The sequence below is a fragment of the Corynebacterium lipophiloflavum DSM 44291 genome (assembly GCF_000159635.1).
GTDB classification, from domain to species: domain Bacteria; phylum Actinomycetota; class Actinomycetes; order Mycobacteriales; family Mycobacteriaceae; genus Corynebacterium; species Corynebacterium lipophiloflavum.
Map to the genome: position 1 here is coordinate 652220 of NZ_GG667192.1, position 22509 is coordinate 674728.

A 22509-nucleotide genomic window follows, 5' to 3' on the forward strand; every position below is an offset into this window, starting at 1 on the left:
TAAAGGCGATTGAGAAAACTCGAAGTGGACCCAAGGATCGGAGGTGTGGACATGGCTCGCAATGCGGAACAGACGCGCTCCATCGGCGGGCAAACGCGCCGCGAGGTGATGTCGCTGCTGCTAAAGCACGGCCCCGTCAGCGCCGCCGACCTCGGAGTCCACCTCGGCCTCTCCGCCGCAGGTGTACGACGCCACCTGGACAAACTGGTAGACGAGCAGATCGCAGAGACGTGCGAACCGAACCCGGTAGCGGGGGAGGAGGCCAGCCGCGGCCGGCCGGCGAAACACTACCGCCTGACCGACGACGGCCGCGAGCACTTCGGCAGCCAGTACGATAGTCTCGCCGCCGACGCGATCGACATCGTGCGACAAATCGGCGGCGATGAGGCTGTCAAGGAGCTGGCGCGCGCGAGGATCGACAAGATCCTCGAGGGCGTCGAACCTGCAGCCGAGTCCGGCGAGGACATCGAGGCGGTCGCCCGCGACCTCGCGGACGCGCTCGACGACAATGGCTACGCCGCGACAGTGACGCGGGCGGGGATGGGTATCCAGATCTGCCAGCACCACTGCCCGGTATCGGCCGTCGCCGCCCGGCACCCGGAAATCTGCGAGGCGGAGCACGAGGCCATCTCGGAGCTTGTCGGAAAGCACGTTCAACCGCTCGCCATGATCGCGGACGGCAACGGAATTTGCACGACCAACATTCCCCTCGTCGCTGTGGGCAAAACCGCCGCAGCGCGCGAGACACACACCGAAAGGAGCGGAGATCTTGACTGAGACAACTCCCGCACCCGGCCTGGAACGGCCGATGAACGACGACGAAATTATTGAGTCCATTGGCGCATACAACTACGGCTGGCACGACTCCGACGCCGCCGGTGCCGCAGCGCGCCGTGGCCTGAGCCCAGATGTGGTCAAAGACATCTCCCGCATTAAGGAAGAGCCAGAGTGGATGCTCAACCAGCGTCTCAAGGCGCTCGAGGTCTTTGAGAAGAAGCCCATGCCGACGTGGGGCGCGGACCTGAGCGGCATCGACTTCGACAACATCAAGTACTACGTCCGCTCGACCGAGAAGCAGGCAACCTCCTGGGAGGACCTGCCCGAGGACATCAAGAACACCTACGACAAGCTCGGCATCCCGGAGGCGGAGAAGCAGCGCCTCGTCGCGGGTGTCGCCGCGCAGTACGAGTCCGAGGTGGTCTACCACCAGATCCGCGAGGACCTGGAGGAAAAGGGCGTCATCTTCGTCGACACCGACACCGCCCTGCGCGAGCACGAGGACATTTTCAAGGAGTACTTCGGCTCGGTGATTCCGGCCGGCGACAACAAGTTCTCCGCGCTGAACTCCGCGGTGTGGTCCGGCGGCTCATTCATCTACGTGCCGCCGGGGGTCCACGTGGACATCCCGCTGCAGGCGTACTTCCGCATTAACACGGAGAACATGGGTCAGTTCGAGCGCACCCTGATCATCGTCGACGAGGATGCGTACGTGCACTACGTCGAGGGCTGCACCGCGCCGATTTACAAGTCCGATTCCCTGCACTCCGCGGTGGTCGAGATCATTGTGAAGAAGGGCGGGCGCTGCCGCTACACCACCATCCAGAACTGGTCGAACAACGTCTACAACCTGGTGACCAAGCGCGCCAAGGCTGAAGAGGGTGCGACCATGGAGTGGGTCGACGGCAACATCGGCTCGAAGGTGACCATGAAGTACCCGGCCGTGTGGATGACCGGCCCCTACGCCAAGGGCGAGGTGCTCTCCGTCGCGTTCGCCGGCGAGGGCCAGTTCCAGGACACCGGCGCGAAGATGACGCACATGGCGCCGCACACGTCGTCGTCGATCGTGTCCAAGTCGGTTGCCCGCGGCGGCGGTCGCGCGGCCTACCGCGGCTTGGTGCAGATCAACCAGAACGCCCACCACTCCACGTCTAACGTCGAGTGCGACGCGCTGCTGGTGGACAACATCTCGCGCTCGGACACCTACCCCTACAACGACATCCGAAACGACCACGTGACCCTCGGCCACGAGGCGAAGGTGTCGAAGGTGAGCGAGGAGCAGCTGTTCTACCTGATGTCGCGCGGCATCGCGGAGGAAGAGGCGATGGCGATGATCGTCCGCGGCTTCGTCGAGCCGATCGCCAAGGAGCTGCCGATGGAGTACGCCCTCGAGCTCAACCGTCTTATCGAACTGCAAATGGAAGGATCGGTGGGTTAACCCATGGCGGATACCGCTGTTAAGAACGCCTCCGGCGTCAACAACAAGGGCGACATGCCCGTCTCCTACAACGTCGACGACTTCGCCGTTCCGGGCGGTCGCGACGAGGATTGGCGCTTCATCTCGCTGCGCCGCCTGCGCGGCCTCCACAACGGCACGTTCGCGCCGTTGAGCGACGCCCGCGTCAGCGTCGAGGGCCCGTCCGAGGTCATCGTGGAGACGGTCTCTCCTGATGACGACCGCCTCAAGGTCGCCGGCGGCCCCGTCGACCGCGTTGCCGCGCAGGCGTGGTCGGGGGCGACCTCCGGCACGATTGTGAAGATCCCGGACAACGCCGAGCTCACCGAGCCCGTCACGGTGACCATCACCGGCGCGGGCCTGGACGCCACGACGTTCGCCACCGTTCTCGTTGAGTCCGGTGTCAACTCCGCGGCGACCGTGATCGTGCGCTACACCGGCTCCGGCACCCACGCCGACAACGTCAACTGGTTGATCGGCGACAACTCGCGCGTCTACGCGGTCGTCGACACGGAGTGGGCCGACGACGCCGTTCACCTCGGCGCGCAGTCGATCGTGGTGGGCCGCGACGCGACCCTGCGCCACACCGTTGCCAGCTTCGGCGGCGAGGTCACCCGCGTCACCCCGCGCGTGAAGTTCACCGCCCCCGGCGGCGACGTCGAGCTCACCGGCGTGTACTTCGCCGACGACGGCCAGTACATCGAGAACAGGCTGCTGGTGGACCACAGCGTGCCCAACTGCCGCTCCAACGTGCTCTACAAGGGCGCGCTGCAGGGAGACAAGAACTCGGACAAGCCGGACGCTCGCACCTGCTGGGTGGGCGACGTGCTGATCCGCGCCGAGGCGCTGGGCACCGACACCTACGAAACCAACCGCAACATGGTGCTTACCGACGGCGCCCGCGCCGACGCAATCCCGAACCTCGAGATCGAGACCGGCGAGATTGCCGGCGCCGGCCACGCCGCGACGGTCGGCCGCTTCGACGAGGAGCAGGTGTTCTACCTGCGTGCCCGCGGTATCCCGACGGAAGAGGCGACGCGCCTGATCATCCGCGGCTTCTTCAATGAGGTCCTCAACAAGATCCCGGTGGAGTCCGTCCGCGACGAGCTCATCGCCCGGGTTTCCGGCGAGCTCGAGCACGCAAACCTCTAACCCCTGCCCACCTCAGAAACGGAAAGAACACGTATGTCTACTCTCGAAATCAAGAACCTGCACGCTAACGTCCTGCCGAACGAAGAGGGCCAGGAGCCGACCCCGATTCTCAAGGGCGTCAACCTGACCATCAAGTCCGGCGAGACCCACGCCATCATGGGCCCGAACGGCTCCGGCAAGTCCACCCTGGCCTACACCATCGCCGGCCACCCGAAGTACGAGGTCACCGACGGCGAGGTGCTCCTCGACGGCGAGAACCTGCTGGAGATGGAGGTCGACGAGCGTGCCCGCGCGGGCCTGTTCCTGGCCATGCAGTACCCGGTTGAGGTCCCCGGCGTCTCCTCGTCGAACTTCATGCGCTCCGCCGTGACCGCCGTGCGCGGCGAGGCACCGAAGCTGCGGGAGTGGGTCAGCGAGCTCAACGCAGCGCGCGACTCCCTGCAGATGGACGCATCCTTTTCCGAGCGCTCGGTCAATGAGGGCTTCTCGGGCGGTGAGAAGAAGCGCCACGAGGTTATGCAGCTCGCGCTGATGAAGCCGAAGTTTGCCGTGATGGACGAGACCGACTCCGGCCTCGACGTCGACGCGCTGCGCATCGTCTCCGATGGCATCAACCGCTACCAGGAGGAAACCAACGGTGGCGTGCTCATGATCACCCACTACAAGCGCATCCTGAACTATGTCACCCCGGACTTCGTCCACATCTTCGCCGACGGCAAGATCGTCACCACCGGCGGCGCTGAGCTGGCCGACGACCTCGAGTCCGAGGGCTACGAGAAGTTTATCTAATGGTCTATACACACCCAGACGGAACGCTCGACGTGGACGCCATCCGCGCCGAGTTTCCGATCCTGTCCCGAACGGTTCGCGGTGGCAAGCCGCTGGTCTACCTCGACTCCGGCGCGACTTCGCAGCGCCCGGAGCGCGTGTGGAACGCTGAGCGGGACTTCGTTCTAAACACCTTCGCGCCGGTCCACCGCGGCTCTTACCAGCTCGCAGAGGAGGCGACCGACGCCTATGAGTCCGCGCGCGAGAAGATCGCCGCGTTCGTGGGCGCGCAGGGCCATGAGATCGCGTTTACCAAGAACGCGACCGAGGCGCTCAACGCCGTCGCCTTCGTGCTTGGCGACGACCGCGCCGGCAGCCTCCGCGTCGGCGAGGGCGACACCATCGTGGTCACCGAGCTCGAGCACCACGCCAACCTCGTGCCCTGGCAGGAGCTGGCGCGGCGCACGGGCGCAACCCTGAAGTGGTACTCCATGACACCGGACGGCCGCATCGACCTCGACTCGCTCGAGCTTGATGAAAGCGTGAAGGTGGTGGCGTTTACGCACCAGTCGAACGTGACCGGTGCGCACGCCGATGTGCCGGAGATGGTGCGCCGCGCCAAGGCGGTCGGCGCGCTGACCGTGCTGGACGCGTGCCAGTCGGTTCCGCACATGCCGGTGAATTTCCGCGAGCTGGGCGTGGACTTCGCCGGATTCTCCGGACACAAGATGTGCGGCCCCTCGGGCGTCGGCGTGCTCTACGGCAGGGGAGACCTGTTGGACAAGCTCCCGCCGTTTCTCACCGGTGGCTCGATGATCGAGGTGGTGAAGATGGAGGGCTCCACCTACGCGCCGGCGCCGCAGCGCTTCGAGGCAGGCACCCAGATGACCAGCCAGGTCGTCGGGCTCGGCGCCGCCGTTGATTTCCTCACCGAGGTGGGCATGGAGGCCGTGGCGCGCCACGAGCACGAGCTGACCGCCTACGCGCTTAAGAAGATGCAGGCCATCGAGGGCCTGTCGATCGCCGGCCCGCTCACCGCCGAGAAGCGCGGTGGGGCGATCGCTTTCACCGTCGACGGCGTGCACCCGCACGACCTCGGCCAGGTGCTCGACTCCGAGGGCGTGGCGATCCGCACCGGCCACCACTGCGCGTGGCCCGCGCACCGTGGCCTGGCCGTCCAGGCGACGTCGCGCGCCAGTTTTTACCTGTACAACACGCTCGACGAGGTCGACGCGCTCGTCGCGGCCATCGGCAAGGCGAAGGAGTTCTTCGGCGCATGAACCTAGAAGCGATGTACCAAGAGGTCATCCTCGACCACTACAAGAACCCGCAGCACGCCGGCTTGCGCGACCCGTTTGATGCCGAGGTCCACCACGTCAACCCGTCTTGCGGCGACGAGATCACCCTGCGAGTCGCGCTGTCCAAGGATGGCGCGACCGTTTCGGACGTGTCCTACGATGCCGCGGGATGTTCGATCTCGCAGGCGTCGACAAGCGTGATGGCGGAAGAAATCATCGGCCTGGGCGTCGATGAGGCGATGGCCAAGCTTTCCGCTTTCGAGGAGATGGTGACCTCGCGCGGAACCCTGGAAGGCGATCCCGAGGTCATCGGCGACGGTGTCGCGTTCGGCGGAGTGGCCAAGTTCCCCGCCCGAGTCAAGTGCGCGCTTCTGGGGTGGAAGGCCTTCCAGGCGGCCACCTCGGACGCGCTCGAAGAAAAGGAGAAGTAGATGGCTGAATCCAATTACGGTGCGGCCGAGCGGCCGACGCAGACGGAGGAGCAGATCAAGCTCGCCGGCGACGCCGCGGAGTACATGCACGACGTCATCGACCCGGAGCTCGGCATCAACGTCGTCGACCTCGGGCTGGTGTACGACCTGTGGATCGAGGAAGAGGGTGAGACGACGAAGGCGGTCATCAACATGACGCTGACGTCGCCGGCGTGCCCGCTCACCGACGTGATCGAGGACCAGACCACCACCGCGATCACCGAGAACACCCCGATCGACGAGGTCGTGATCAACTGGGTGTGGATGCCGCCGTGGGGACCGCAGATGATCACCGAGGAGGGCCGCGAGCAGCTACGCGCGCTCGGCTTCGCGGTCTAGCCGACCCGCCATGTAAGGTGTCGCGTTGTGATTGTCACCCACGACCTTGAAGTCCGCGTCGGCGCCCGAACTCTACTCACCGCCCCCGGCCAGCACCTGCGGGTGCAGCCCGGCGACAGGATTGGGCTGGTCGGGCGCAACGGCGCGGGAAAAACCACGACGATGCGCATCCTGGCGGGGGAGACCGAGCCCTACGGCGGGTCGGTGGTCAGCTCCGGCGACATCGGCTACCTCCCGCAGGATTCAAAAGAGGGCGATATTGAGCAGACCGCGCGCGACCGGGTGCTCTCGGCGCGTGGGCTCGACGAGATCCGCCGCGGGATGGAAAAGCAGCAGGAGCTCATGGAGAGCACCGAGGGGGTGCAGCGCGACAAGGCGATTGCGAAGTACTCGCGCCTCGAGGAGCGCTACCAGGCGCTCGGGGGCTACGAGGCGGACGCCGAGGCGGCGCAGATCTGCGATAACCTGGGGCTGCCCGCGCGCATCCTCGACCAGCCGCTGAAGACCCTTTCCGGCGGGCAGCGGCGCCGCGTCGAGCTCGCCCAGATCCTCTTCGCCGCCAACAACGGCTCCGGCAAGTCGACCACGACGCTGCTTCTCGACGAGCCCACCAACCACCTCGACGCCGACTCCATCGCCTGGCTGCGTGGCTTTTTGTCCAAGCACGAGGGCGGGCTGATCATGATCTCGCACGACGTCGATTTGCTTGACGACGTCTGCAACAAGGTGTGGTTCCTCGACGCGGTGCGCGCAGAGGCCGACGTGTACAACATGGGTTTTTCCAAGTACAAGGACGCCCGCGCGCTCGACGAGGCGCGGCGGCGCCGCGAGCGCGCCAACGCGGAGAAGAAGGCCTCCGCCCTGCAGAAACAGGCCGCCAAGCTCGGGGCGAAGGCCACCAAGGCTTCGGCCGCCAAGCAGATGCTCGCCCGCGCGGAGCGCATGATGGGCTCGCTTGACGACGTCCGCGTGGCCGACAAGGTCGCCGCCATTTCCTTCCCCGAGCCTGCCCCCTGCGGCAAGACGCCGCTGCACGGCAAGGGCCTGACCAAAATGTACGGCTCGCTCGAGGTTTTCGCCGGGGTGGACCTGGCCATCGACAAAGGGTCGCGCGTCGTCGTGCTGGGCACGAACGGCGCAGGCAAGACGACCCTCCTCAAGCTGCTCGCCGGGGTCGAACGCACCGATGGCGAGGGCGGTCTCGTCACCGGGCACGGGCTGAAAATCGGTTACTTCGCCCAAGAGCACGACACCATCGACGGGACCAAGTCCGTCTGGGAAAACACCATCGCCGCCTGCCCCGACGCCGGCCAACAGGACCTGCGCGGACTGCTCGGCGCGTTCATGTTCTCCGGCGACAAGCTCGAACAACCCGCGGGAACGCTTTCCGGCGGCGAGAAGACACGCTTGTCGTTGGCCACCCTCGTCTCCTCGCGGGCCAACGTGCTGCTTCTCGACGAACCCACCAACAACCTCGACCCCCAATCCCGCGAACAGGTTCTCGACGCGCTGAAGACCTACACCGGCGCGGTCGTCCTGGTCACCCACGACCCGGGTGCGGTGCGCGCCCTCGAGCCGGAGCGCGTCATCATCATGCCCGAGGGCGATGAGGACATCTGGAGCGACGATTACATGGAGATTGTGGAGCTGGCCTAATGGAGAATATTTTTTACAACGACTGGTCCACCATCGGTGTCACCGCAGCCAAGGGTGTGCTGATCTACATCGCATTGATCGCGATGCTGCGCATCAGCGGGAAGCGCTCGCTGTCGAAGTTCAACATCTTCGATTTCGTGATCACCATCGCCATCGGATCTATTTTCGCGTCGACCCTGACCAGTAACGACGTGAAGTTGGCTCAGGCCGTCACCGCGATTGTCGTGCTTCTGGGCGGGCAATACTTGATTTCTAAACTGGCCTTGCGCTCTGAGTCCTTCGAGAAGTTGGTGAAGTCCGATCCAGCGTTGCTCTTTTACTCCGGTGAATTCAACGAGGAGACGATGAAGAACGAGCGGGTGACCAGGCGCGAAGTGCTGCAAGCAGTGCGCGGCAGCGGTTCGTCGAGCATGGACGATGTGGCGGCGGTCATCTTGGAGACCGACGGCACGATCTCCGTGATCGGAGCCGCGGAGGGCGCCGCCGCGCCGAAACGGAACGACCTTTTCGATTCCGTGAAGCGAAACCCAGAAGCCTAACTCGCTAACGAAGGTAACGCCGAGCGAAATTGGCCAGGATCTGGTTGTTGGCGGAGTAGTCGTACTCGTAGGCTTTGGCGATTTGGGACTCGAATGTCTCGGTCGATGTGTAACCCAAGTGGGCGTAGAGGCGGAGGCGGAACTCGAGCGCCTCCGCAGTCAGTTCCGGGTGGAATTGCGTGGCGTACACATTGCTACCGACGCGGAACATCTGCACGGGGCACTGGTCCCCGCGAACGAGGATGGCGATGCGGGGATCGTCGGGAAGCTCTTCGAGCGCTTCCTTGTGCCCGACGAGAGTGTCGAAGCTCTCCGGCGTGTCCCCGAGAACTTCGTCGCGCTCCTCCGCGTCGGTCCTAGAAACGGTGACGGGGCCGGCTTCCTCCGCGTAGCGGTCGGAAAGGCGCGCGCCGACGGCCGTGCCCACGGCGCCGATGTCGTAGCAGGCGCCCATGACGGGGAAATCGCGGTCGATGCACTCGGCGACGAGCGTGCCGATCTCTCGCTCGACGCGCAGCTGCAGCGGCGACTTCATGAGCTCGAGGTTGTTGAACGGACTGCCGCCTAGTAAGACGCCCGAGTACTCTTCTAGGTCCACGCGACCGAGCGCGTCCTGTTCGAGACGGCGCTGCTCGATGGAGGAGGCATCGATCAGCATCGCGTTAGCGAAGCTTTCGAGCTCTTCAGCTGCGGCCTCGTTCTCAGGGCGCGTGCTCAACAGGAGGAAGGGGCGGTGCGTGGTCACCCGTGACAATCTAGCCTGCCTCGCACCCGGCACGACAATCGCTCCGCCCGGGTGATCGTTTCGCTGGCAAACGACCCCGTCTGGCACGTGTACGATCGCTGGCATGAACCCGATTGATTCAGTCATGGAAGCGTGGAACGCGCTCAGCAAGAAGGAGAAGACCGCCGCCGGCATCTTCGGCGCGATCGACACCGCCGCGAAGGGCATCGCTCTGTGGGACCTCGCCCGCACTGACTCGAAGAAGCTCCGCGGCCCGAAGTGGCTGTGGACGTCTGTCATTGGCGCCGTCAACACCATTGGTTGGCTGAGCTACTTCATCGTGGGCAAGAAGTACTAGAGCACACCACCTGCATAGAAACGGACGCGCGTTACTGGCGCGGTCCGCTTCTTTTGCCATGGGTAGGTGTCTTCGGCGGCGTACACCGGTTCAAGCAAAATGATCTGCTTGTCCGTGCCGGCTGACCCGCCGATGGTGAGCTGCCCATCGTGGACGGTGACGTCTGTTTCGTAGCTTCGGCTCGCGTTCCACTTGCTTACAAGCGCTAGGGGGACCGTAGCGAACACCTTCCGGCCTCGCCGCAGTACAAGCTGTTGGTCGTCGATGTAAGAGGGGCGCACGCGTTCGCTTGCGACGAGACCCCACACGAACACAATGCCCCACAACGACAGCAGCAAAGCTATAAGCCGCACAGTGCCGCTGGGAAGAAGTAGGTGCACGGCAACGAGCTCGATAAGTAGTACGGCAGTGAGGAAACCCAGCATCTGCAGTCGGCCGGGCGGATGCGGCAGGGCCCTCGCCCCCTCGGACACGTCAGTGCGACCGCGCGCCCACCGGATCAGGTCGCAGTAAAGCCCTAGCTCGTAGCGGCCCGCCCGCACCGCGGGGTGTTTTGCGGCGAGTGTCCGGAGCTTATGCGCCGTAGTCATCGGCCAGCTCCTTCAAGGTAGCGCGTTGCCGTGCGTCGAGGCCGGTGTCGCGCAGATCGATAGGCAAGTCCCCGGGGATGAGGGTTTCGGCGATCCCGCGCATGACGGTGCGCGGCAGAAGAGCTTTGAGCTTATCGACGTCGCCGTCGCCCCACGCCGCCGCAAACTCCAGCGTCGCGCTTCTGCACTGTTCGTCGGCGAGATTCGCGCGCAGCTGCTCCCACGTCTCAGGGGTCGCCACACCTGTCATCGCCATGAGGTCGAAAGTCTCGATCTCTCCCCGGGCATAGTCGGTGTCACCGAGCAAGGAGGCGATCCCGCGTCGCAGGTCGTCCGGCAGCCCGAGCGGGGCCTCCTGCAGCGCGGCCAGGCGCTGCCGCTGCACGGTCAGCCGTTCTATACGTGCGTCGATGAGCTCAATTGACCGGTCGACGGCGTCGGGGTGGTTGACGTGGGAGGTGGGGACGCCGGCGTCGATAAGCGCGCGGGCACGGATAACCGCCGCGAGATCGCGCAGTGAGTAGTCGCGGTAGTTGCCCGTGGTGCGCGGTGGCTCGGGCACCGCGCCAGTTTCGTGCAGGTGGCGCACGGCCCGCACAGAGCAGCCGGCGGCGCGCGCGACATCAGAGATCCTCATGGCACCAGTCTGAACTATGACGCCGCGTGAGGGTCAAGCGCTAGTTGCGGAAACCGTGGACCGGCGCAGGAATGAAACCGCCCCGTTCCACAAACGGCGCGCAACTCACCTGGTTGACGGGGATGACAGGAGCGTAGCCCAACAGTCCGCCGAAGTTGACTTCATCGCCAGGCTGAGTGCCGGGGACGGGGATGAGGCGTGCTGCGGTCGTCTTGTGGTTCATCACGCCAATGGCCGCTTCGTCGGCGATCATGCCGGCAATGCTGGCGGCTGAGGTGTCGCCCGGAATCGCGACCATGTCGAAACCGACCGAGCAGATCGACGTCATCGCTTCCAACTTGTCCAGGGAAATGGAACCGGAGCGGACCGCGTCAATCATTCCCTGATCCTCGGATACCGGGATGAAGGAGCCGGACAAACCGCCGATGCGGGAGCAGGCCATCATGCCGCCTTTCTTGACGTCGTCGTTAAGCAGCGCGAGCGCGGCGGTCGTGCCGTGCGTGCCCACCTGATCCAGCCCCATGTGCTCGAGGATGCGGGCGACGGAATCGCCGACTTCCGCAGTCGGTGCGAGCGAGAGGTCGACGATGCCGAAGGGCACCCCCAAGCGTTCCGACGCCAACGTCCCCACCAACTGGCCCGCCCGCGTGATCTTGAAAGCGGCTTTCTTGATCTCTTCAGCGACGTCGTTGAGACTTTTGCCCGCAAGAGGCGTGATCGCGCGGTCCACCACGCCCGGGCCGGACACGCCGACCGACACGACGGTGTCCGGTTCCTCGATGCCGTGGAAAGCTCCGGCTATGAACGGGTTGTCGCCCACGGCGTTGGCGAAGACGACGAGTTTGGCGCAGGCTATCGACGACCGGTCCGCCGTCAGCTCCGCCGCTTCCTTCACCACCTCGCCCATCCGGCGCTCGGCGTCCATGTTGATGCCCGCCCGCGACGAGGCGATGTTGACCGACCCGCACACAAAGCGTGTCTGTGCCAAGGCTTCCGGAATCGAGGCGATCAACCGCTCGTCAGCCGCCGTGGCCCCCATTTCCACCAGTGCTGAATACCCCCCTATAAAGTTGACCCCCAGTTCGGTTGCTGCGCGGTCGAGGGCGCGGGCGATGTCGGCGGGGTCGCCGTCGACACCTGGGGCGACAAGCGCGATAGGGGAGACCGAGACGCGCTTGTTCACGATGGGGATGCCCAGCTCGCGCTCGATGCCCTCGCACACCTCGACGAGGCGTTCGGCGCGGGAGGTGACGCGGTCGTAGACGGCGTCGGCGGTCGCAGCCATGGTGGCGCGGGTGCAGCCGATGAGCGAGATGCCCATGGTGACCGTGCGGATGTCTAGGCGGTAGTCCTCGATCATCGTGATCACGTCGATGATGTTGGAGGCGCGGAAGTTCAGTTCGCTGGCCATGCTAGATCTCGTTCATCGCAGTGAACAGTGCTTCGGTTTGGACCCGGATGTCCACGCCGAGCCGCGCGCCCACCTCCGTGAGCGCCGCTTGCAGGGCCGCGATGTCAAAGCTGTCCGCTGGCAGCTCGACGCGCATGATCATGGTGAAGAATCGGTCCATGAGCGTCTGCGAGACGTCGACAATGTTCAAGCCGTGGTCGGCGGCGGCCTGGGCGACGCCGGCGATGATGCCGGTACGGTCGGGCCCGGTCGTTGTGATGATGGCGTGCATGCGCAACATGGTAGTCCCGCGTTACGGTGGGGCCATGACTGCACCAGAAGAATTCACTCAGTTCGTGCTCGTGCTCGGCGCCGGCGGCAAGGTCTCGCGCCACACGGTTCCGCTGCTCGTCGAGGAGGGCCACAAGGTCACCGCCCTCGTGCGCAATCCGGACCACGCCCGCTCGCTTATCGACGCCGGCGCCACCGTCCTCATCCACGACCTCACCCAGCTCGACGAAGAGGGCTGGGCGCGCCTGCTCACGCCTTTCGACGCGGTCGTCTGGTCCGCCGGCGCCGGCGGGGGAGACCCGGAGCGCACCTACGCCGTCGACCGGGACGCAGCCATGAAATGCATCGACGCTTTAGAGGCTCTTGGGGAATTCGCGCCGCGGTTGATCATGGTCTCCTACGCCGGGGCGGCCACCGCCGAAGCAGAGGATGACGGGGGGAGCTGGTTTGCTTACGTGGAGGCGAAGAAGGCCGTCGATAAGCGTTTGCTTGCGTCGGAGCTCGACTACGTGATCCTGGGCCCGACGCGGCTGACAGATGAGCCTGCGCGGGGTCTGCAGCAGCTCGCGCAGCGCAGCGCGGAGTAGACGACCTCCCGCGAGCTGGTGGCGCAGGTCATCGTGAAGGCCGTCGGCGAGGACCTGGAGCCGAACCCGTACGACTTCGAGGACGCTACTTAAGGCAGTAGTCGGCGAAGCGCTTCACAATCGCGTTCGCTGTCTGCGTGTCCACACTGGGCAGGCCGGCGATGATGTCGTCGTAATCCTCCTGCGGGAAGTAGCCGTAGTCGTAGTAGAAGTCCATGCGGGTCTTCATCGCCGCGGCGTCCATCTCGGCGTGGAACTAGGTGGCCCACACCCGGTCGCGGTAGCGGACGATCTGGACGGGGCAGGAGGGGCCGTCGGCAAGCAGTGTGAGCGCAGGGTGCGCGCTGTGCGGCTCCGCATTCTCCGTGTGGCCGGTCAGCGCAGTGAACAGCTTGGGCAGTCCCCGCAGCAGCGGGTCCTCCTCCGCGGCGGGCAGCAGGTTGACGATGGTCGGGCCCGACGCCTCCGGGTGCGAATGCGTGACGCTGCCGCCCAAATAGTGCGTGAGCCAGCTCAGGCCGTAGCAGACGAAGAAGACGGGAATGTCGCCTTCGACGATCTCGGCAAGCACGGCGTGGACGTGCTCCTGCCAGGCGTTGTAGGTCTCGTTGGTGATGTTGAGCGAGCTGCCGCCGACGAAGATGCCGTCGACGCCGTCGAGGCTGCCGAGCGCGGCGTGCTCGTCGCCGATCGTGCGCAGCTCCACCTCGTCGGCGGACAGTCCCGTGGCGCGGAGAGTGTCGTGGTACTCGGCGTGGGAGACGGCCGGGCCGACGGGGCCGTTGCGCAGTGACAGGAAGAGCAGCATAGCGGGTAAGTCTAAACGGCGTGCGAACGCGCCCGGGCATCCGGGGGGATGCCGGGTCGCGCAGGAGATAGGAGGACACGGGAACAGGCGGGCCAGCGGGCAGGCTGCCGCGGCGGTTAGCCCGGCGGGTCGCCGAAGAGCTGGCGCATTGCGGAGTGCGCGGTCTTCTTGGGCACCGCGAACCCTCGCGGGGAGATCCACACCGGCTGGCCGCGCTCCTTGACCACCCGGCCGTGGCGGGGTTTCAGCGGATCGTCGTCGTTGACGCCGTTATGGTACGGACACAGCGGCACGAGGTTCTCGATGTTGGTGTATCCGCCCGTTTTCCACGGGTCGGCGTGGTGCATCTGGCACAGGTCCGCCGGCGTGTGCCAGCCGACCCAGGCGCATTCGGGCTGCTCCATCTTGAGCAGATCGCGCTGGTGATCGTTGGCGTGCCTGCTCGTGCGGAACAACCCCAGCGCGCCCTCGACGGGGTGGAAGGCAGCCACTTCGAGGGGTTCACCGTAGTTCTGCTGGAGCAGCTCGGCGAGCGTGACGGTGGTGCCGTCGGTCGCTGTCAAGAGGGTCTCGCCCGCGTTCTCGCCGCGCTTGACCGCGAGGTAGTCGTCGACGGGCACCGAGACGATCGGGCGGTAGACCCCTTCAGGAACAGCGCCGTCGCCGCGGACGATTTCCATGAACTTGGCGAGCATCTGCTCCTGCGCGGGTTTGTCCGGGTCGAGGTTCTCGCGCAGGGTGTGCTCGGTGTCGGAGACGAAGCGCTCGGGGGCGTCGATAAGCATGCGGCGGTAGCCGCCGCGCGACGTGCGCGACACCCGCACACCCGGGTTGGGCGGCGCCGGCTCCTTCGGCGGAATGATGTCGCGCGCTTTCTCGCGCAGTGTCTCGACACGGCCGCGGATCACCAGCAGTTGGTGGCGCAGGCGCCAACGCTCGGTCGCGTTGTCGATGTGGCGGATGAGGCGTTCGATGAGAGCGAGCTTCGGCAGGGACACGAGCGGCGCGCGGGCAAGCTCGAGGCCTTGGCGCTGCATCCGGGTGTGCTTGGTGAGGCCGAAGTAGGTGCTGTGGATAAGCGCCCAGCTGTTCACCGTGGCCGAGTCGAGGCCAGCGTCGAGAGCCGCCTGGCGGTCGAAGTCCGCGAGGTGGTCGACATGCCCCCGGACGAAGCCGAGGAACTCGGTGAACGTGCTCATGGCTTCAGACGCTAAACAACCGCGCGCATCCCGTAAAGCGCGGGGACTTTCAGCCTGTGGATAAAGCAAAGTAGTCCACAACCTGCTCTTTCAGGGTGAAAGCGGTTTCCGAACGCCGCTTCGCACAGCGATCACGCGTGCCACCACGCCAAAGCCGGCTTGCACCCCTCGAACACACCCGCCGGTTCCCTGAAAGCGGAATAAAGTTCCGCGGGCATGCGGAAGGGGGCCGGACTATCAGCCCAGCCCCCTAAAGCTAGCGATGGTTAGCTCTTCACCATCTGGCGCAGGACGTACTGCAGGATGCCGCCGTGGCGGTAGTACTCGGCCTCACCAGGCGTGTCGACGCGGACCTTAGCGTCGAACTCGACGGTCTCACCGCCGTCCTTGGTCGCGGTGACCTTCACGGTCTCCGGGATCGAGTCGCCCTCGTTGAAGGCGGTGATGCCGGTGATGTCGAAGGTTTCCGTGCCGTCCAGGCCGAGGGACTCGTGGGACTCGCCCTCCGGGAACTGGAGCGGGAGAACGCCCATGCCGATCAGGTTGGAGCGGTGGATGCGCTCGAAGGACTCGGTGATGACAGCCTTCACACCGAGGAGGTTGGTGCCCTTCGCCGCCCAGTCGCGGGACGAACCGGTGCCGTACTCCTTGCCTGCCAGCACGACGAGCGGCACACCGGCCTGAGCGTAGTTCTGGGCGGCGTCGTAGATGAACGCCTGCGGTCCACCCTCCTGGGTGAAGTCGCGGGTGTATCCGCCGGCCTCTTCCACCAGCTGGTTGCGCAGGCGGATGTTGGCGAAGGTACCGCGGACCATGACCTCGTGGTTGCCGCGGCGGGAGCCGAAGGAGTTGTAGTCCTGGCGCTGCACGCCGTGCTCGTCAAGGTAGTTGGCCGCAGGGGTGCCCGGCTTGATCGACGAAGCGGGGGAGATGTGGTCGGTGGTGACCGAATCGCCCAGCTTCGCTAGAACGCGTGCACCGGAGATGTCGGTCACGGACTCCGGCTCCGTCGGCATGCCGTCGAAGTAAGGTGCCTTGCGGATGTAGGTGGAGTCCTCGTTCCACGCGAAGGTCTTGCCCTGGGGGATGTCCAGGCCCTGCCACTGAGCGTCACCCTTGAACACGTCGGCGTAGTCGGCCTCGTACATCTCGCGGGAGATGGTCTCGGCGATGACGCCCTCGATCTCCTCCGGCGACGGCCACACGTCCTTGAGGAACACCTCGTTGCCCTCGGAGTCCTGGCCGAGCGGCTGGGATTCGAAGTCGAAGTCCATGGTGCCGGCAATCGAGTAGGCGATAACAAGCAGCGGGGACGCGAGGTAGTTCATCTTCACGTCCGGGGAGATGCGGCCCTCGAAGTTACGGTTGCCGGAGAGAACAGCCGTCGCGGTGAGGTCGTACTCGTTGATGGCGTCAGAGACCTCGTTCGGCAGCGGGCCGGAGTTGCCGATGCAGGATGCGCAGCCGAAGCCGGTGAGGTAGAAGCCAACGGCCTCGAGGTCCTTCCACAGGTCCGCGCGGTTGTAGTAACCGTCGACGACCTGGGAGCCCGGAGCCATGATGGTCTTCACCCACGGCTTAGCCTTCAGGCCCTTCTCAGCAGCCTTGCGGGCCAGCAGCGCCGCGCCGACCATGACGGACGGGTTGGAGGTGTTGGTGCAGGAGGTAATTGCCGCGATGGCGACCATGCCGTGGTCGACGGTGTACTCGCCGCCCTGCGGGGACTCGACGATGACCGGCTTGGAAGCGCGGCCCTCAGCACCCTCGGCAGCGGACTCGCCGTTGCCCGGCCAAGACTCGTTGTAGGAGACGGTCTCAACCTTCTCGGCGCGGACCGGCTCGAACGTCTCGTTGCCGGCGTCGTTGTAGTCCGGAAGCTGGTTGCGGAAGGTCTGCTTCGACTCGGACAGCAGGATGCGGTCCTGGGGGCGCTTCGGGCCGGCGATGGACGGCACGACGGTGGAGAGGTCGAGCTCGAGGTACTCGGAGTACTCAGCCTCCGGAGCGTCCTGCTCGAGCCACATGCCCTGCGCCTTGGCGTACGCCTCGACGCGCTCGATGGTCTCCTTGTCGCGGCCGGTCAGCTCGAGGTAACTGATGGTCTCCTCGTCGATCGGGAAGATCGCACAGGTCGAACCGAACTCGGGCGACATGTTGCCGATGGTGGCGCGGTTGGCCAGCGGGATCTGGCGAACGCCGTTGCCGTAGAACTCGACGAACTTCTGAACCACACCGTGCTCGCGCAGCATCTCGGTGATGGTGAGCACCACGTCGGTTGCGGTCACGCCGACCGGGATCTCACCGGTGAGCTTGAAGCCGACGACGCGCGGGATGAGCATGGAGACGGGCTGGCCGAGCATGGCCGCCTCTGCCTCGATGCCACCGACGCCCCAGCCGAGGATGCCGAGGCCGTTTTCCATGGTGGTGTGGGAGTCAGTGCCGATGCAGGTGTCCGGGTACGCAACGCCGTCGTTGTCGAAGACGACGCGGGATAGGTACTCGATGTTGACCTGGTGGACAATACCGGTTCCCGGCGGGACGACGCGGAAGTTGGAGAAGTTCTCCGCACCCCAGCGGAGGAACTGGTAGCGCTCCTCGTTGCGCTGGTACTCGATCTCGACGTTCTTATCCAGAGCTTCGGAGGTACCGAAGGCCTCGATGATCACGGAGTGGTCGATCACCATCTCGGCCGGGTTCAGCGGGTTGACCTGGTCCGGGTTGCCACCGAGGGTGGAAACGGCCTCGCGCATGGTGGCGAGGTCGACAACACAGGGCACACCGGTGAAGTCCTGCATAAGGACGCGGGCCGGGGTGAACTGGATTTCGATGGAGGGCTCTGCGGCCGGCTCCCAGTTCGCGATCGCGTTGATGTGGTCCGCGGTGACGTTCTTGCCATCCTCGGTACGCAGGAGGTTCTCGCCGAGAACCTTCAGGGAGTAGGGAAGCTTCTCCATGCCGTCGACGGCGTCGAGTGCGTAGTAGTCGTAAGACTTCCCGCCTACCTCGAGCGTGCGCTTGGCGTTGAAGGAGTTCTTGCTTTCAGCCACAGTGAGCTCCATTTCTCGTCGTTAAACCAATGTGAGTCAAATACGACCCATTGGGGTGGTCAATGCCTATCTTAGGGGCACAGTCCACCTCTCGGCGCTTATATTAACCCAACGGCTGCAAGGTTTACGCACTGAGCGCGTGCTTCGGCACTGGCAGCGACACACAACCGGGGGTAGGGGAGTAGGCGTCGACACGCCGGGGCGCCCTTATCCTCGGCGCAGGACACAGCGCTGGGATAATGGCGAGCGCACCTGCGCCCGTGGCGGCGCGTCGTTACTGCCGTTAGGAGGCCGCCGAATGATTCCCGCGGACACGGATATGGAGTCGTTGCGCTCGCAGCTCCTCGACGACGGCATCGCCTTCGGCACCGACAATCCCGTCAACCCCGGGCTCGAGGCAGCGCTTCACGACGCCCTCAGCAACGCCGACACCACAGCCATCGACCCCGTCGGGGTGGTCGTGCTGGAAACGACTCCGCTGCAGCCGGCGGACCTGCGCGACGTCGCGCAGGACCTCGTGCTGAACACCCCTTTCGAGACGGTGATCATCCGCACCCCGCATGCTGCGTCCGCGGTCAGTGAGCACCTCACGCGCCACCAGATTGAGACGGCGCAGCGCGCCATGGTCGCGGAGCCGGACTACCCGGCGGGCCTGCGCCTCTTCATCGACACCGCGCAGTCGACCTCCTGGAACTGGGCCCTCATCGCGCTCGCGGTGATCATCGGCCTCGCTGTTGTGGCCGGCATTTCCGCCCTTCAGGCGCGGGTCAAGGCTTAAGGCTTCACCAAACTATTACAGGGTGGGTGTGACTAATGTCACCCCGCTCTTAGGCGTGTCGCGTTCACGCTGGGTAGTGCGCCCTTGGGTCACGTTATAAACCTTGACGCCTGTGAAAGTTGGTAAAGATTGTGAAACAGATTGATTAAGTGGCGTATGGTTTCATTGTCGGCTCGCGAGTCGAATTCAACTTCAATCTCACCATCGACCACATCAGCTACACGCGGTGTTTTTAGTCCGGGCATGTGGGGAAGCACGCCAAGCACTAGCGATGGCCGGGAGTAGAAGGGCGATCAGTCTTGCGGATCGGCTTAAGTAGTCAGTCAATAGTCAACGCGTGTCCAGCCCCTAGCCTTGTCTAGTCAACAAGGCCGATGGGGTGAGGCCGGTGTGGGCCCTGTTCGGTTTCTCAGCGCCTCGCAACCGTGCCTCGTCGCGACGCGCGCCGTGAGGAGCCCTTGTGGATACCCATGCCACTGGCATCCGACGACGCTGGTCGCATCTCACGCCCCGCATCGTTGCATGCTCGACCACCATGTCCTTGTTTTGTGCGGCGGGTGCCGTTGTGCAACCCGCGGCACAGGCGCAAGAGCAGAGCGCCTCGTCGCTCGTCGCCGCCATCTCGTCTGCCCAAGCCCGCATCGATTCTCTCGATGTCACCATTGGAGACCTCACCGAGAGCGTCAACCAAGCGCTCGTCGATCTTTACGACGCCCAGGCGGCCGCAGAGCAGGCCCGACGCGGTGCCGAGGAGGCGCAGCGTCGCCTGACGCAGTCGCAGGCCGACGTCGACGCGGCACGCGCGGAGCTCGAATCACTGACCCGCACCCAGTACCGCAACGGCGGCAGCCCGTCTCCGCTCGCCGGCTTGGGAAGCAGCGATGCGCAGCGCGATCTGCTCGACCGCTCCATGTTCCTGCGCCAACAGATTGAGGAGAAGCAGGCGAAGCTCGACAGCGTCGAGCGGGCCCGCACAGAAGCTGCCAACGAGGAGTCCCGCCTGCGCCTCGCCTCCGAGCACGCCGAGCGCACCGCCCAGGCCGCGGCCGACGCCGAGAGCCAGGCGCGCTCCACTCTGGAGACAAACCAGGCCGAGCTCGACGTTCGCCTCGCCGAGCGCGACAGCGCCGTCGAGCAGCACAAGGCCTCCCAGGAGCAGTTGGCGCAGGTTAGGCCCGAGGCCGCGCCAGAGCCCGCCACCGAACCCGCCACTGAACCAGCCACCGCGCCCGCCACCGAGCGTGTCGACGCCCAGACTCTCAGCGAGCTGGAAACCGCGGTCGAAGACACCGTAGAAACCACCGTGGCGGAGATTGCCCCCGACGCGCCGGCCCCGAGCGTGGAGCAGGTAATCCAGGCGGTGGAAACCGCGCTGACCCTCTACGGCGGTGACGCGTCGGCAAGCGAGGACCTGTCCTCCCAGGCGGCGTCGATCGCCGCGGCGGCCGCTCTTGTCGGCTCCTCGCAGGCGGCGCACGGCGGGTTTGAGAACCCGTACGGAAGCAGCAGCAGCGAGCTCATCGCCGCGTTTTCCAGCGGCCTGTCCTCCGTGCTGTCCCCGGATGCGTCGTCGGCTCCCAGCCCGGATGTGTCCTCCGTGCTGCCGGACGTGCCGACGGCGGAGGAAGTGTCCAGCAACATCGCCGATAATCTCCCGGCCGCCCCGAACTCCTCGAAGGTGGAGACCGTAATCGCGCGTGCGATGGCGACGGTCGGAACCCCCTATGTGTGGGGAGGCGGTGACGCCAACGGCCCCACCAACGGTGTCAACGGGGGCAGCATCAAGGGCTTCGATTGTTCTGGGCTCGTCCTCTACGCCTTCGCGGGCGTGGGTATCTCGCTGCCGCACTACACCGGCTACCAGTACCAACGCGGCACCCAGGTCGACCCCAGCCAGGCACAACGCGGCGATCTGCTGTTCTGGGGCAACAACGGTGACAGCCACGTCGCCATCTACCTCGGCGATGGCACGATGATCGAGGCCCCGTCGGCGGGCCAGACCGTGCGCGTCTCCCCAGTGCGCTGGTCGGGTATGTCCCCGAAAGCCGTGCGACTGCTCTAACATCACGTACATGGCATTGAACGACTACGACGCACTCCTCGTTCTTTCCTTCGGTGGACCCGAAGGGGAGGACGAGGTTATTCCTTTTCTTGAGAACGTAACCCGCGGGCGCGGCATCCCCCGCGAGCGCCTCGCTGAGGTGGGCGAGCATTACTTCCACTTCGGTGGGGTCAGCCCAATCAACCATCAGAACCGCGAGATCATCGCCAACATCGAGAAGGAACTGGCCGCCCGCGGCCACGACCTGCCGGTCTACTTCGGCAACCGCAACTGGCACCCGATGGCCGAGGATACGGCCAAGGAGATCCAGGCCGCCGGGCACAAGCGCGTGCTGGTGTTCGCCACCTCCGCGTGGGGCGGCTACTCCGCCTGCCGCCAGTACGACGAGGACATCCTGCGCCTGCGCGAGATCACACCGGAGATCGAGTACACCAAGCTGTGGCAGTTCTACGGCCACCCCGCCTTCGTCGAGCTGATGGCGCGGCCGACGCGCGCCACGTGGGAGGCCGCTGACCAGTCGGTTTCCCGCGTGCTGTTCACCGCGCACTCGGTGCCCAACGCCGCTGACGACTCCTCGGGCGGGCCGAAGGACCCCAACCTGTACTCCCGCCAGGTCGCAGAGGCCTCCCGCCTCGTCGCCGAGGCCGCGGGCATTTCCGACTACGAGGTCGTCTGGCAGTCGCGCTCCGGCAACCCCGCCACCCCGTGGCTTGAGCCCGACGTTGTCGACCGCTCCCTCGAGCTGGGCAAGGAGGGTGTCAAGCACATCGTGTGCGTCCCGATCGGGTTCATCACCGACCACATGGAAGTGGTGTGGGACCTCGACACCGAGCTCAAGGACGATTGCGCCGAAGCGGGCATGACGGTGGATCGCGTTCCCACCGTCGGACTCGAGCCGGGGTTCGCCTCAATGGTGGTGGACATCGCCGAAAACGTCACCCAGAAGGAAAAGCCCGCCACCTTGTCAGAGGTCACGGTCCAGGGCTGCACGGTCAACGGCTCGCCGTGCGCGCCGGATTGCTGCATAATGCAGCGCCCGGGCATGCCGGCGCCGAGTCACCCGCAGAACCCGGTGGTCTAGCGGTACGCCCGATCCCACGCCCTCTGGTAGTCACGCACCGCGTAGGCAACGCCGGCCATCCGGGCGGTGCGGATGTGACGCCAGAGGGCGAAAAGCTGCGGGTCGAAGCTGTGGTCGTTCGCGCGCTCAGTCACCGTTTCGACGATCGCAGCGACGCGATCCGCCCGCGCAAAGATCTTCGCCGCCCGCGGCGTCACACCCCTCGGCAATCCGGGGGTGTCGTAGAAGTCCGCGATCGAGCCCACTGTGAGCCGGGGGTTCGGCAGGTCGGTGCGCGCACCACCGGCCGCCTCGATGAGCACCGCCGCGTCGTCCGTCGCCCGCGCCAGCAGCGCGTCCGCCTCGCCGGGGCTGAGCCACGACGGCTCCGGGAGCCGCTCCGTCTCCTCGAACCAGCGCCAGGCAACGCCGGCATTCTCAACGTCGTAGTGGGGCACGAGCACGTGGGAGAGGCCATCTTCGCCCTTGATCACGAGCGCGCCGGCTGGCCCGAGCGCCTGCG

21 protein-coding genes and 2 pseudogenes are annotated in these 22509 nt (G+C 65.5%); 14 read left to right on the forward strand and 9 right to left on the reverse strand.

Translation table 11 applies throughout. The features are described from left to right. Positions 1 to 51: 51 nt before the first annotated feature. The 9 genes from HMPREF0298_RS06230 to HMPREF0298_RS06270 are packed head-to-tail and all read left to right on the forward strand — an operon-like array spanning position 52 to position 8455. On the forward strand, positions 52 to 777 hold the full coding sequence (locus HMPREF0298_RS06230) for a helix-turn-helix transcriptional regulator (RefSeq protein ID WP_006840277.1): 726 nt from the start codon (positions 52 to 54) through the stop codon (positions 775 to 777). A 31-nt stretch (positions 778 to 808) separates the two neighbouring features. Next, positions 809 to 2215, forward strand: a complete 1407-nt coding sequence (gene sufB, locus HMPREF0298_RS06235) for a Fe-S cluster assembly protein SufB (protein ID WP_006840278.1) — start codon at positions 809 to 811, stop codon at positions 2213 to 2215. A 3-nt stretch (positions 2216 to 2218) separates the two neighbouring features. Beyond that, a complete protein-coding gene (gene sufD / locus HMPREF0298_RS06240; protein WP_006840279.1) occupies positions 2219 to 3385 on the forward strand; it encodes a Fe-S cluster assembly protein SufD in 1167 nt (388 codons plus the stop codon). Between the two features lie 33 nt (positions 3386 to 3418). Continuing rightward, positions 3419 to 4174 carry a Fe-S cluster assembly ATPase SufC gene (gene sufC, locus HMPREF0298_RS06245; protein ID WP_006840280.1) on the forward strand — a complete coding sequence of 252 codons (756 nt, stop codon included), beginning with the start codon at positions 3419 to 3421 and terminating at the stop codon, positions 4172 to 4174. Next, complete coding sequence (locus tag HMPREF0298_RS06250; protein WP_006840281.1) at positions 4174 to 5433, forward strand: cysteine desulfurase; 1260 nt, start codon at positions 4174 to 4176, stop codon at positions 5431 to 5433. The genes sufC and HMPREF0298_RS06250 overlap by 1 nt, the downstream gene beginning before the upstream one ends. Further along, positions 5430 to 5882, forward strand: a complete 453-nt coding sequence (sufU, locus tag HMPREF0298_RS06255; protein ID WP_006840282.1) for a Fe-S cluster assembly sulfur transfer protein SufU — start codon at positions 5430 to 5432, stop codon at positions 5880 to 5882. Before HMPREF0298_RS06250 ends, sufU begins: the two co-directional genes overlap by 4 nt. After that, complete coding sequence (locus tag HMPREF0298_RS06260; protein ID WP_006840283.1) at positions 5883 to 6260, forward strand: metal-sulfur cluster assembly factor; 378 nt, start codon at positions 5883 to 5885, stop codon at positions 6258 to 6260. Positions 6261 to 6287: 27 nt separating this feature from the next. Then, a complete protein-coding gene (locus HMPREF0298_RS06265) occupies positions 6288 to 7916 on the forward strand; it encodes an ABC-F family ATP-binding cassette domain-containing protein (protein WP_006840284.1) in 1629 nt (542 codons plus the stop codon). After that, positions 7916 to 8455 carry a DUF421 domain-containing protein gene (locus HMPREF0298_RS06270; RefSeq protein ID WP_006840285.1) on the forward strand — a complete coding sequence of 180 codons (540 nt, stop codon included), beginning with the start codon at positions 7916 to 7918 and terminating at the stop codon, positions 8453 to 8455. Before HMPREF0298_RS06265 ends, HMPREF0298_RS06270 begins: the two co-directional genes overlap by 1 nt. A gap of 4 nt (positions 8456 to 8459) precedes the next feature. On the opposite strand, the gene HMPREF0298_RS06275 is transcribed toward HMPREF0298_RS06270, so the two are convergent. Further along, positions 8460 to 9200, reverse strand: a complete 741-nt coding sequence (locus tag HMPREF0298_RS06275) for a glutamine amidotransferase-related protein (RefSeq protein WP_040422587.1) — start codon at positions 9198 to 9200, stop codon at positions 8460 to 8462. 103 nt (positions 9201 to 9303) lie between these two features. Here HMPREF0298_RS06275 and HMPREF0298_RS06280 point away from each other — a divergent pair, with 103 nt between their 5' ends. Next, positions 9304 to 9537 carry a PLDc N-terminal domain-containing protein gene (locus HMPREF0298_RS06280; RefSeq protein WP_040422589.1) on the forward strand — a complete coding sequence of 78 codons (234 nt, stop codon included), beginning with the start codon at positions 9304 to 9306 and terminating at the stop codon, positions 9535 to 9537. Here HMPREF0298_RS06280 and HMPREF0298_RS06285 read toward each other — a convergent pair. From HMPREF0298_RS06285 to HMPREF0298_RS06300, 4 genes are read right to left on the reverse strand one after another with little or no spacing between them, the layout of a single operon-like run. Beyond that, positions 9534 to 10127: a hypothetical protein gene (locus tag HMPREF0298_RS06285; RefSeq protein ID WP_006840288.1), complete on the reverse strand. Its 594-nt coding sequence runs from the start codon at positions 10125 to 10127 to the stop codon at positions 9534 to 9536. The two genes, HMPREF0298_RS06280 and HMPREF0298_RS06285, sit on opposite strands and share 4 nt — an antisense overlap. Then, positions 10111 to 10764 carry a MerR family transcriptional regulator gene (locus tag HMPREF0298_RS06290; RefSeq protein ID WP_006840289.1) on the reverse strand — a complete coding sequence of 218 codons (654 nt, stop codon included), beginning with the start codon at positions 10762 to 10764 and terminating at the stop codon, positions 10111 to 10113. The genes HMPREF0298_RS06285 and HMPREF0298_RS06290 overlap by 17 nt, the downstream gene beginning before the upstream one ends. Before the next feature lie 40 nt (positions 10765 to 10804). Further along, positions 10805 to 12175, reverse strand: a complete 1371-nt coding sequence (locus HMPREF0298_RS06295) for a PFL family protein (RefSeq protein ID WP_006840290.1) — start codon at positions 12173 to 12175, stop codon at positions 10805 to 10807. Position 12176: 1 nt separating this feature from the next. Next, positions 12177 to 12446: an ACT domain-containing protein gene (locus HMPREF0298_RS06300; RefSeq protein ID WP_040422757.1), complete on the reverse strand. Its 270-nt coding sequence runs from the start codon at positions 12444 to 12446 to the stop codon at positions 12177 to 12179. 34 nt (positions 12447 to 12480) lie between these two features. On the opposite strand from HMPREF0298_RS06300, the gene HMPREF0298_RS06305 reads away from it, so the two are divergent. After that, the gene (locus HMPREF0298_RS06305; RefSeq protein ID WP_245527449.1) at positions 12481 to 13032 is read left to right on the forward strand and encodes an NAD(P)H-binding protein; all 552 of its coding nucleotides are present in this window, start codon (positions 12481 to 12483) and stop codon (positions 13030 to 13032) included. A gap of 85 nt (positions 13033 to 13117) precedes the next feature. Here HMPREF0298_RS06305 and HMPREF0298_RS06310 read toward each other — a convergent pair. The 3 genes and pseudogenes from HMPREF0298_RS06310 to acnA all read right to left on the reverse strand — a co-directional run bounded on the left by HMPREF0298_RS06310 (position 13118) and on the right by acnA (position 18086). Further along, positions 13118 to 13840, reverse strand: a pseudogene (locus tag HMPREF0298_RS06310) (glutamine amidotransferase-related protein). Positions 13841 to 13956: 116 nt separating this feature from the next. Next, positions 13957 to 15039 (reverse strand): HNH endonuclease signature motif containing protein, encoded by a 1083-nt coding sequence (locus HMPREF0298_RS06315; protein ID WP_006840295.1) that lies wholly within the window; start codon positions 15037 to 15039, stop codon positions 13957 to 13959. A 266-nt stretch (positions 15040 to 15305) separates the two neighbouring features. Beyond that, positions 15306 to 18086: an aconitate hydratase AcnA gene (gene acnA / locus HMPREF0298_RS06320; protein ID WP_211205424.1), complete on the reverse strand. Its 2781-nt coding sequence runs from the start codon at positions 18084 to 18086 to the stop codon at positions 15306 to 15308. Positions 18087 to 18384: 298 nt separating this feature from the next. On the opposite strand from acnA, the gene HMPREF0298_RS06325 reads away from it, so the two are divergent. The 3 genes from HMPREF0298_RS06325 (at position 18385) to HMPREF0298_RS06335 (ending at position 22007) form a co-directional block, all read left to right on the forward strand. Then, positions 18385 to 18864 carry an Rv1476 family membrane protein gene (locus HMPREF0298_RS06325; protein ID WP_006840297.1) on the forward strand — a complete coding sequence of 160 codons (480 nt, stop codon included), beginning with the start codon at positions 18385 to 18387 and terminating at the stop codon, positions 18862 to 18864. A 535-nt stretch (positions 18865 to 19399) separates the two neighbouring features. Further along, positions 19400 to 20926, forward strand: a complete 1527-nt coding sequence (locus tag HMPREF0298_RS06330) for a DIP1281 family NlpC/P60 protein (RefSeq protein ID WP_006840299.1) — start codon at positions 19400 to 19402, stop codon at positions 20924 to 20926. A 10-nt stretch (positions 20927 to 20936) separates the two neighbouring features. Continuing rightward, positions 20937 to 22007: a ferrochelatase gene (locus HMPREF0298_RS06335; protein WP_006840300.1), complete on the forward strand. Its 1071-nt coding sequence runs from the start codon at positions 20937 to 20939 to the stop codon at positions 22005 to 22007. On the opposite strand, the pseudogene HMPREF0298_RS06340 reads toward HMPREF0298_RS06335, so the two are convergent. Beyond that, positions 22004 to 22509, reverse strand: a pseudogene (locus HMPREF0298_RS06340) (hypothetical protein); the annotation flags it as partial. The gene HMPREF0298_RS06335 and the pseudogene HMPREF0298_RS06340 sit on opposite strands and share 4 nt — an antisense overlap.

Coding starts and splice junctions, on each gene's coding strand:
- HMPREF0298_RS06230 (WP_006840277.1), top strand. CDS start 52: ATGGCTCGCAATGCGGAACAGACGCGCTCCATCGGCGGGCAAACGCGC.
- sufB (WP_006840278.1), top strand. CDS start 809: ATGAACGACGACGAAATTATTGAGTCCATTGGCGCATACAACTACGGC.
- sufD (WP_006840279.1), top strand. CDS start 2,219: ATGGCGGATACCGCTGTTAAGAACGCCTCCGGCGTCAACAACAAGGGC.
- sufC (WP_006840280.1), top strand. CDS start 3,419: ATGTCTACTCTCGAAATCAAGAACCTGCACGCTAACGTCCTGCCGAAC.
- HMPREF0298_RS06250 (WP_006840281.1), top strand. CDS start 4,174: ATGGTCTATACACACCCAGACGGAACGCTCGACGTGGACGCCATCCGC.
- sufU (WP_006840282.1), top strand. CDS start 5,430: ATGAACCTAGAAGCGATGTACCAAGAGGTCATCCTCGACCACTACAAG.
- HMPREF0298_RS06260 (WP_006840283.1), top strand. CDS start 5,883: ATGGCTGAATCCAATTACGGTGCGGCCGAGCGGCCGACGCAGACGGAG.
- HMPREF0298_RS06270 (WP_006840285.1), top strand. CDS start 7,916: ATGGAGAATATTTTTTACAACGACTGGTCCACCATCGGTGTCACCGCA.
- HMPREF0298_RS06280 (WP_040422589.1), top strand. CDS start 9,304: ATGAACCCGATTGATTCAGTCATGGAAGCGTGGAACGCGCTCAGCAAG.
- HMPREF0298_RS06285 (WP_006840288.1), bottom strand. CDS start 10,127: ATGACTACGGCGCATAAGCTCCGGACACTCGCCGCAAAACACCCCGCG.
- HMPREF0298_RS06290 (WP_006840289.1), bottom strand. CDS start 10,764: ATGAGGATCTCTGATGTCGCGCGCGCCGCCGGCTGCTCTGTGCGGGCC.
- HMPREF0298_RS06295 (WP_006840290.1), bottom strand. CDS start 12,175: ATGGCCAGCGAACTGAACTTCCGCGCCTCCAACATCATCGACGTGATC.
- HMPREF0298_RS06300 (WP_040422757.1), bottom strand. CDS start 12,446: ATGCACGCCATCATCACAACGACCGGGCCCGACCGTACCGGCATCATC.
- HMPREF0298_RS06305 (WP_245527449.1), top strand. CDS start 12,481: ATGACTGCACCAGAAGAATTCACTCAGTTCGTGCTCGTGCTCGGCGCC.
- HMPREF0298_RS06315 (WP_006840295.1), bottom strand. CDS start 15,039: ATGAGCACGTTCACCGAGTTCCTCGGCTTCGTCCGGGGGCATGTCGAC.
- HMPREF0298_RS06325 (WP_006840297.1), top strand. CDS start 18,385: ATGATTCCCGCGGACACGGATATGGAGTCGTTGCGCTCGCAGCTCCTC.
- HMPREF0298_RS06330 (WP_006840299.1), top strand. CDS start 19,400: ATGTCCTTGTTTTGTGCGGCGGGTGCCGTTGTGCAACCCGCGGCACAG.
- HMPREF0298_RS06335 (WP_006840300.1), top strand. CDS start 20,937: ATGGCATTGAACGACTACGACGCACTCCTCGTTCTTTCCTTCGGTGGA.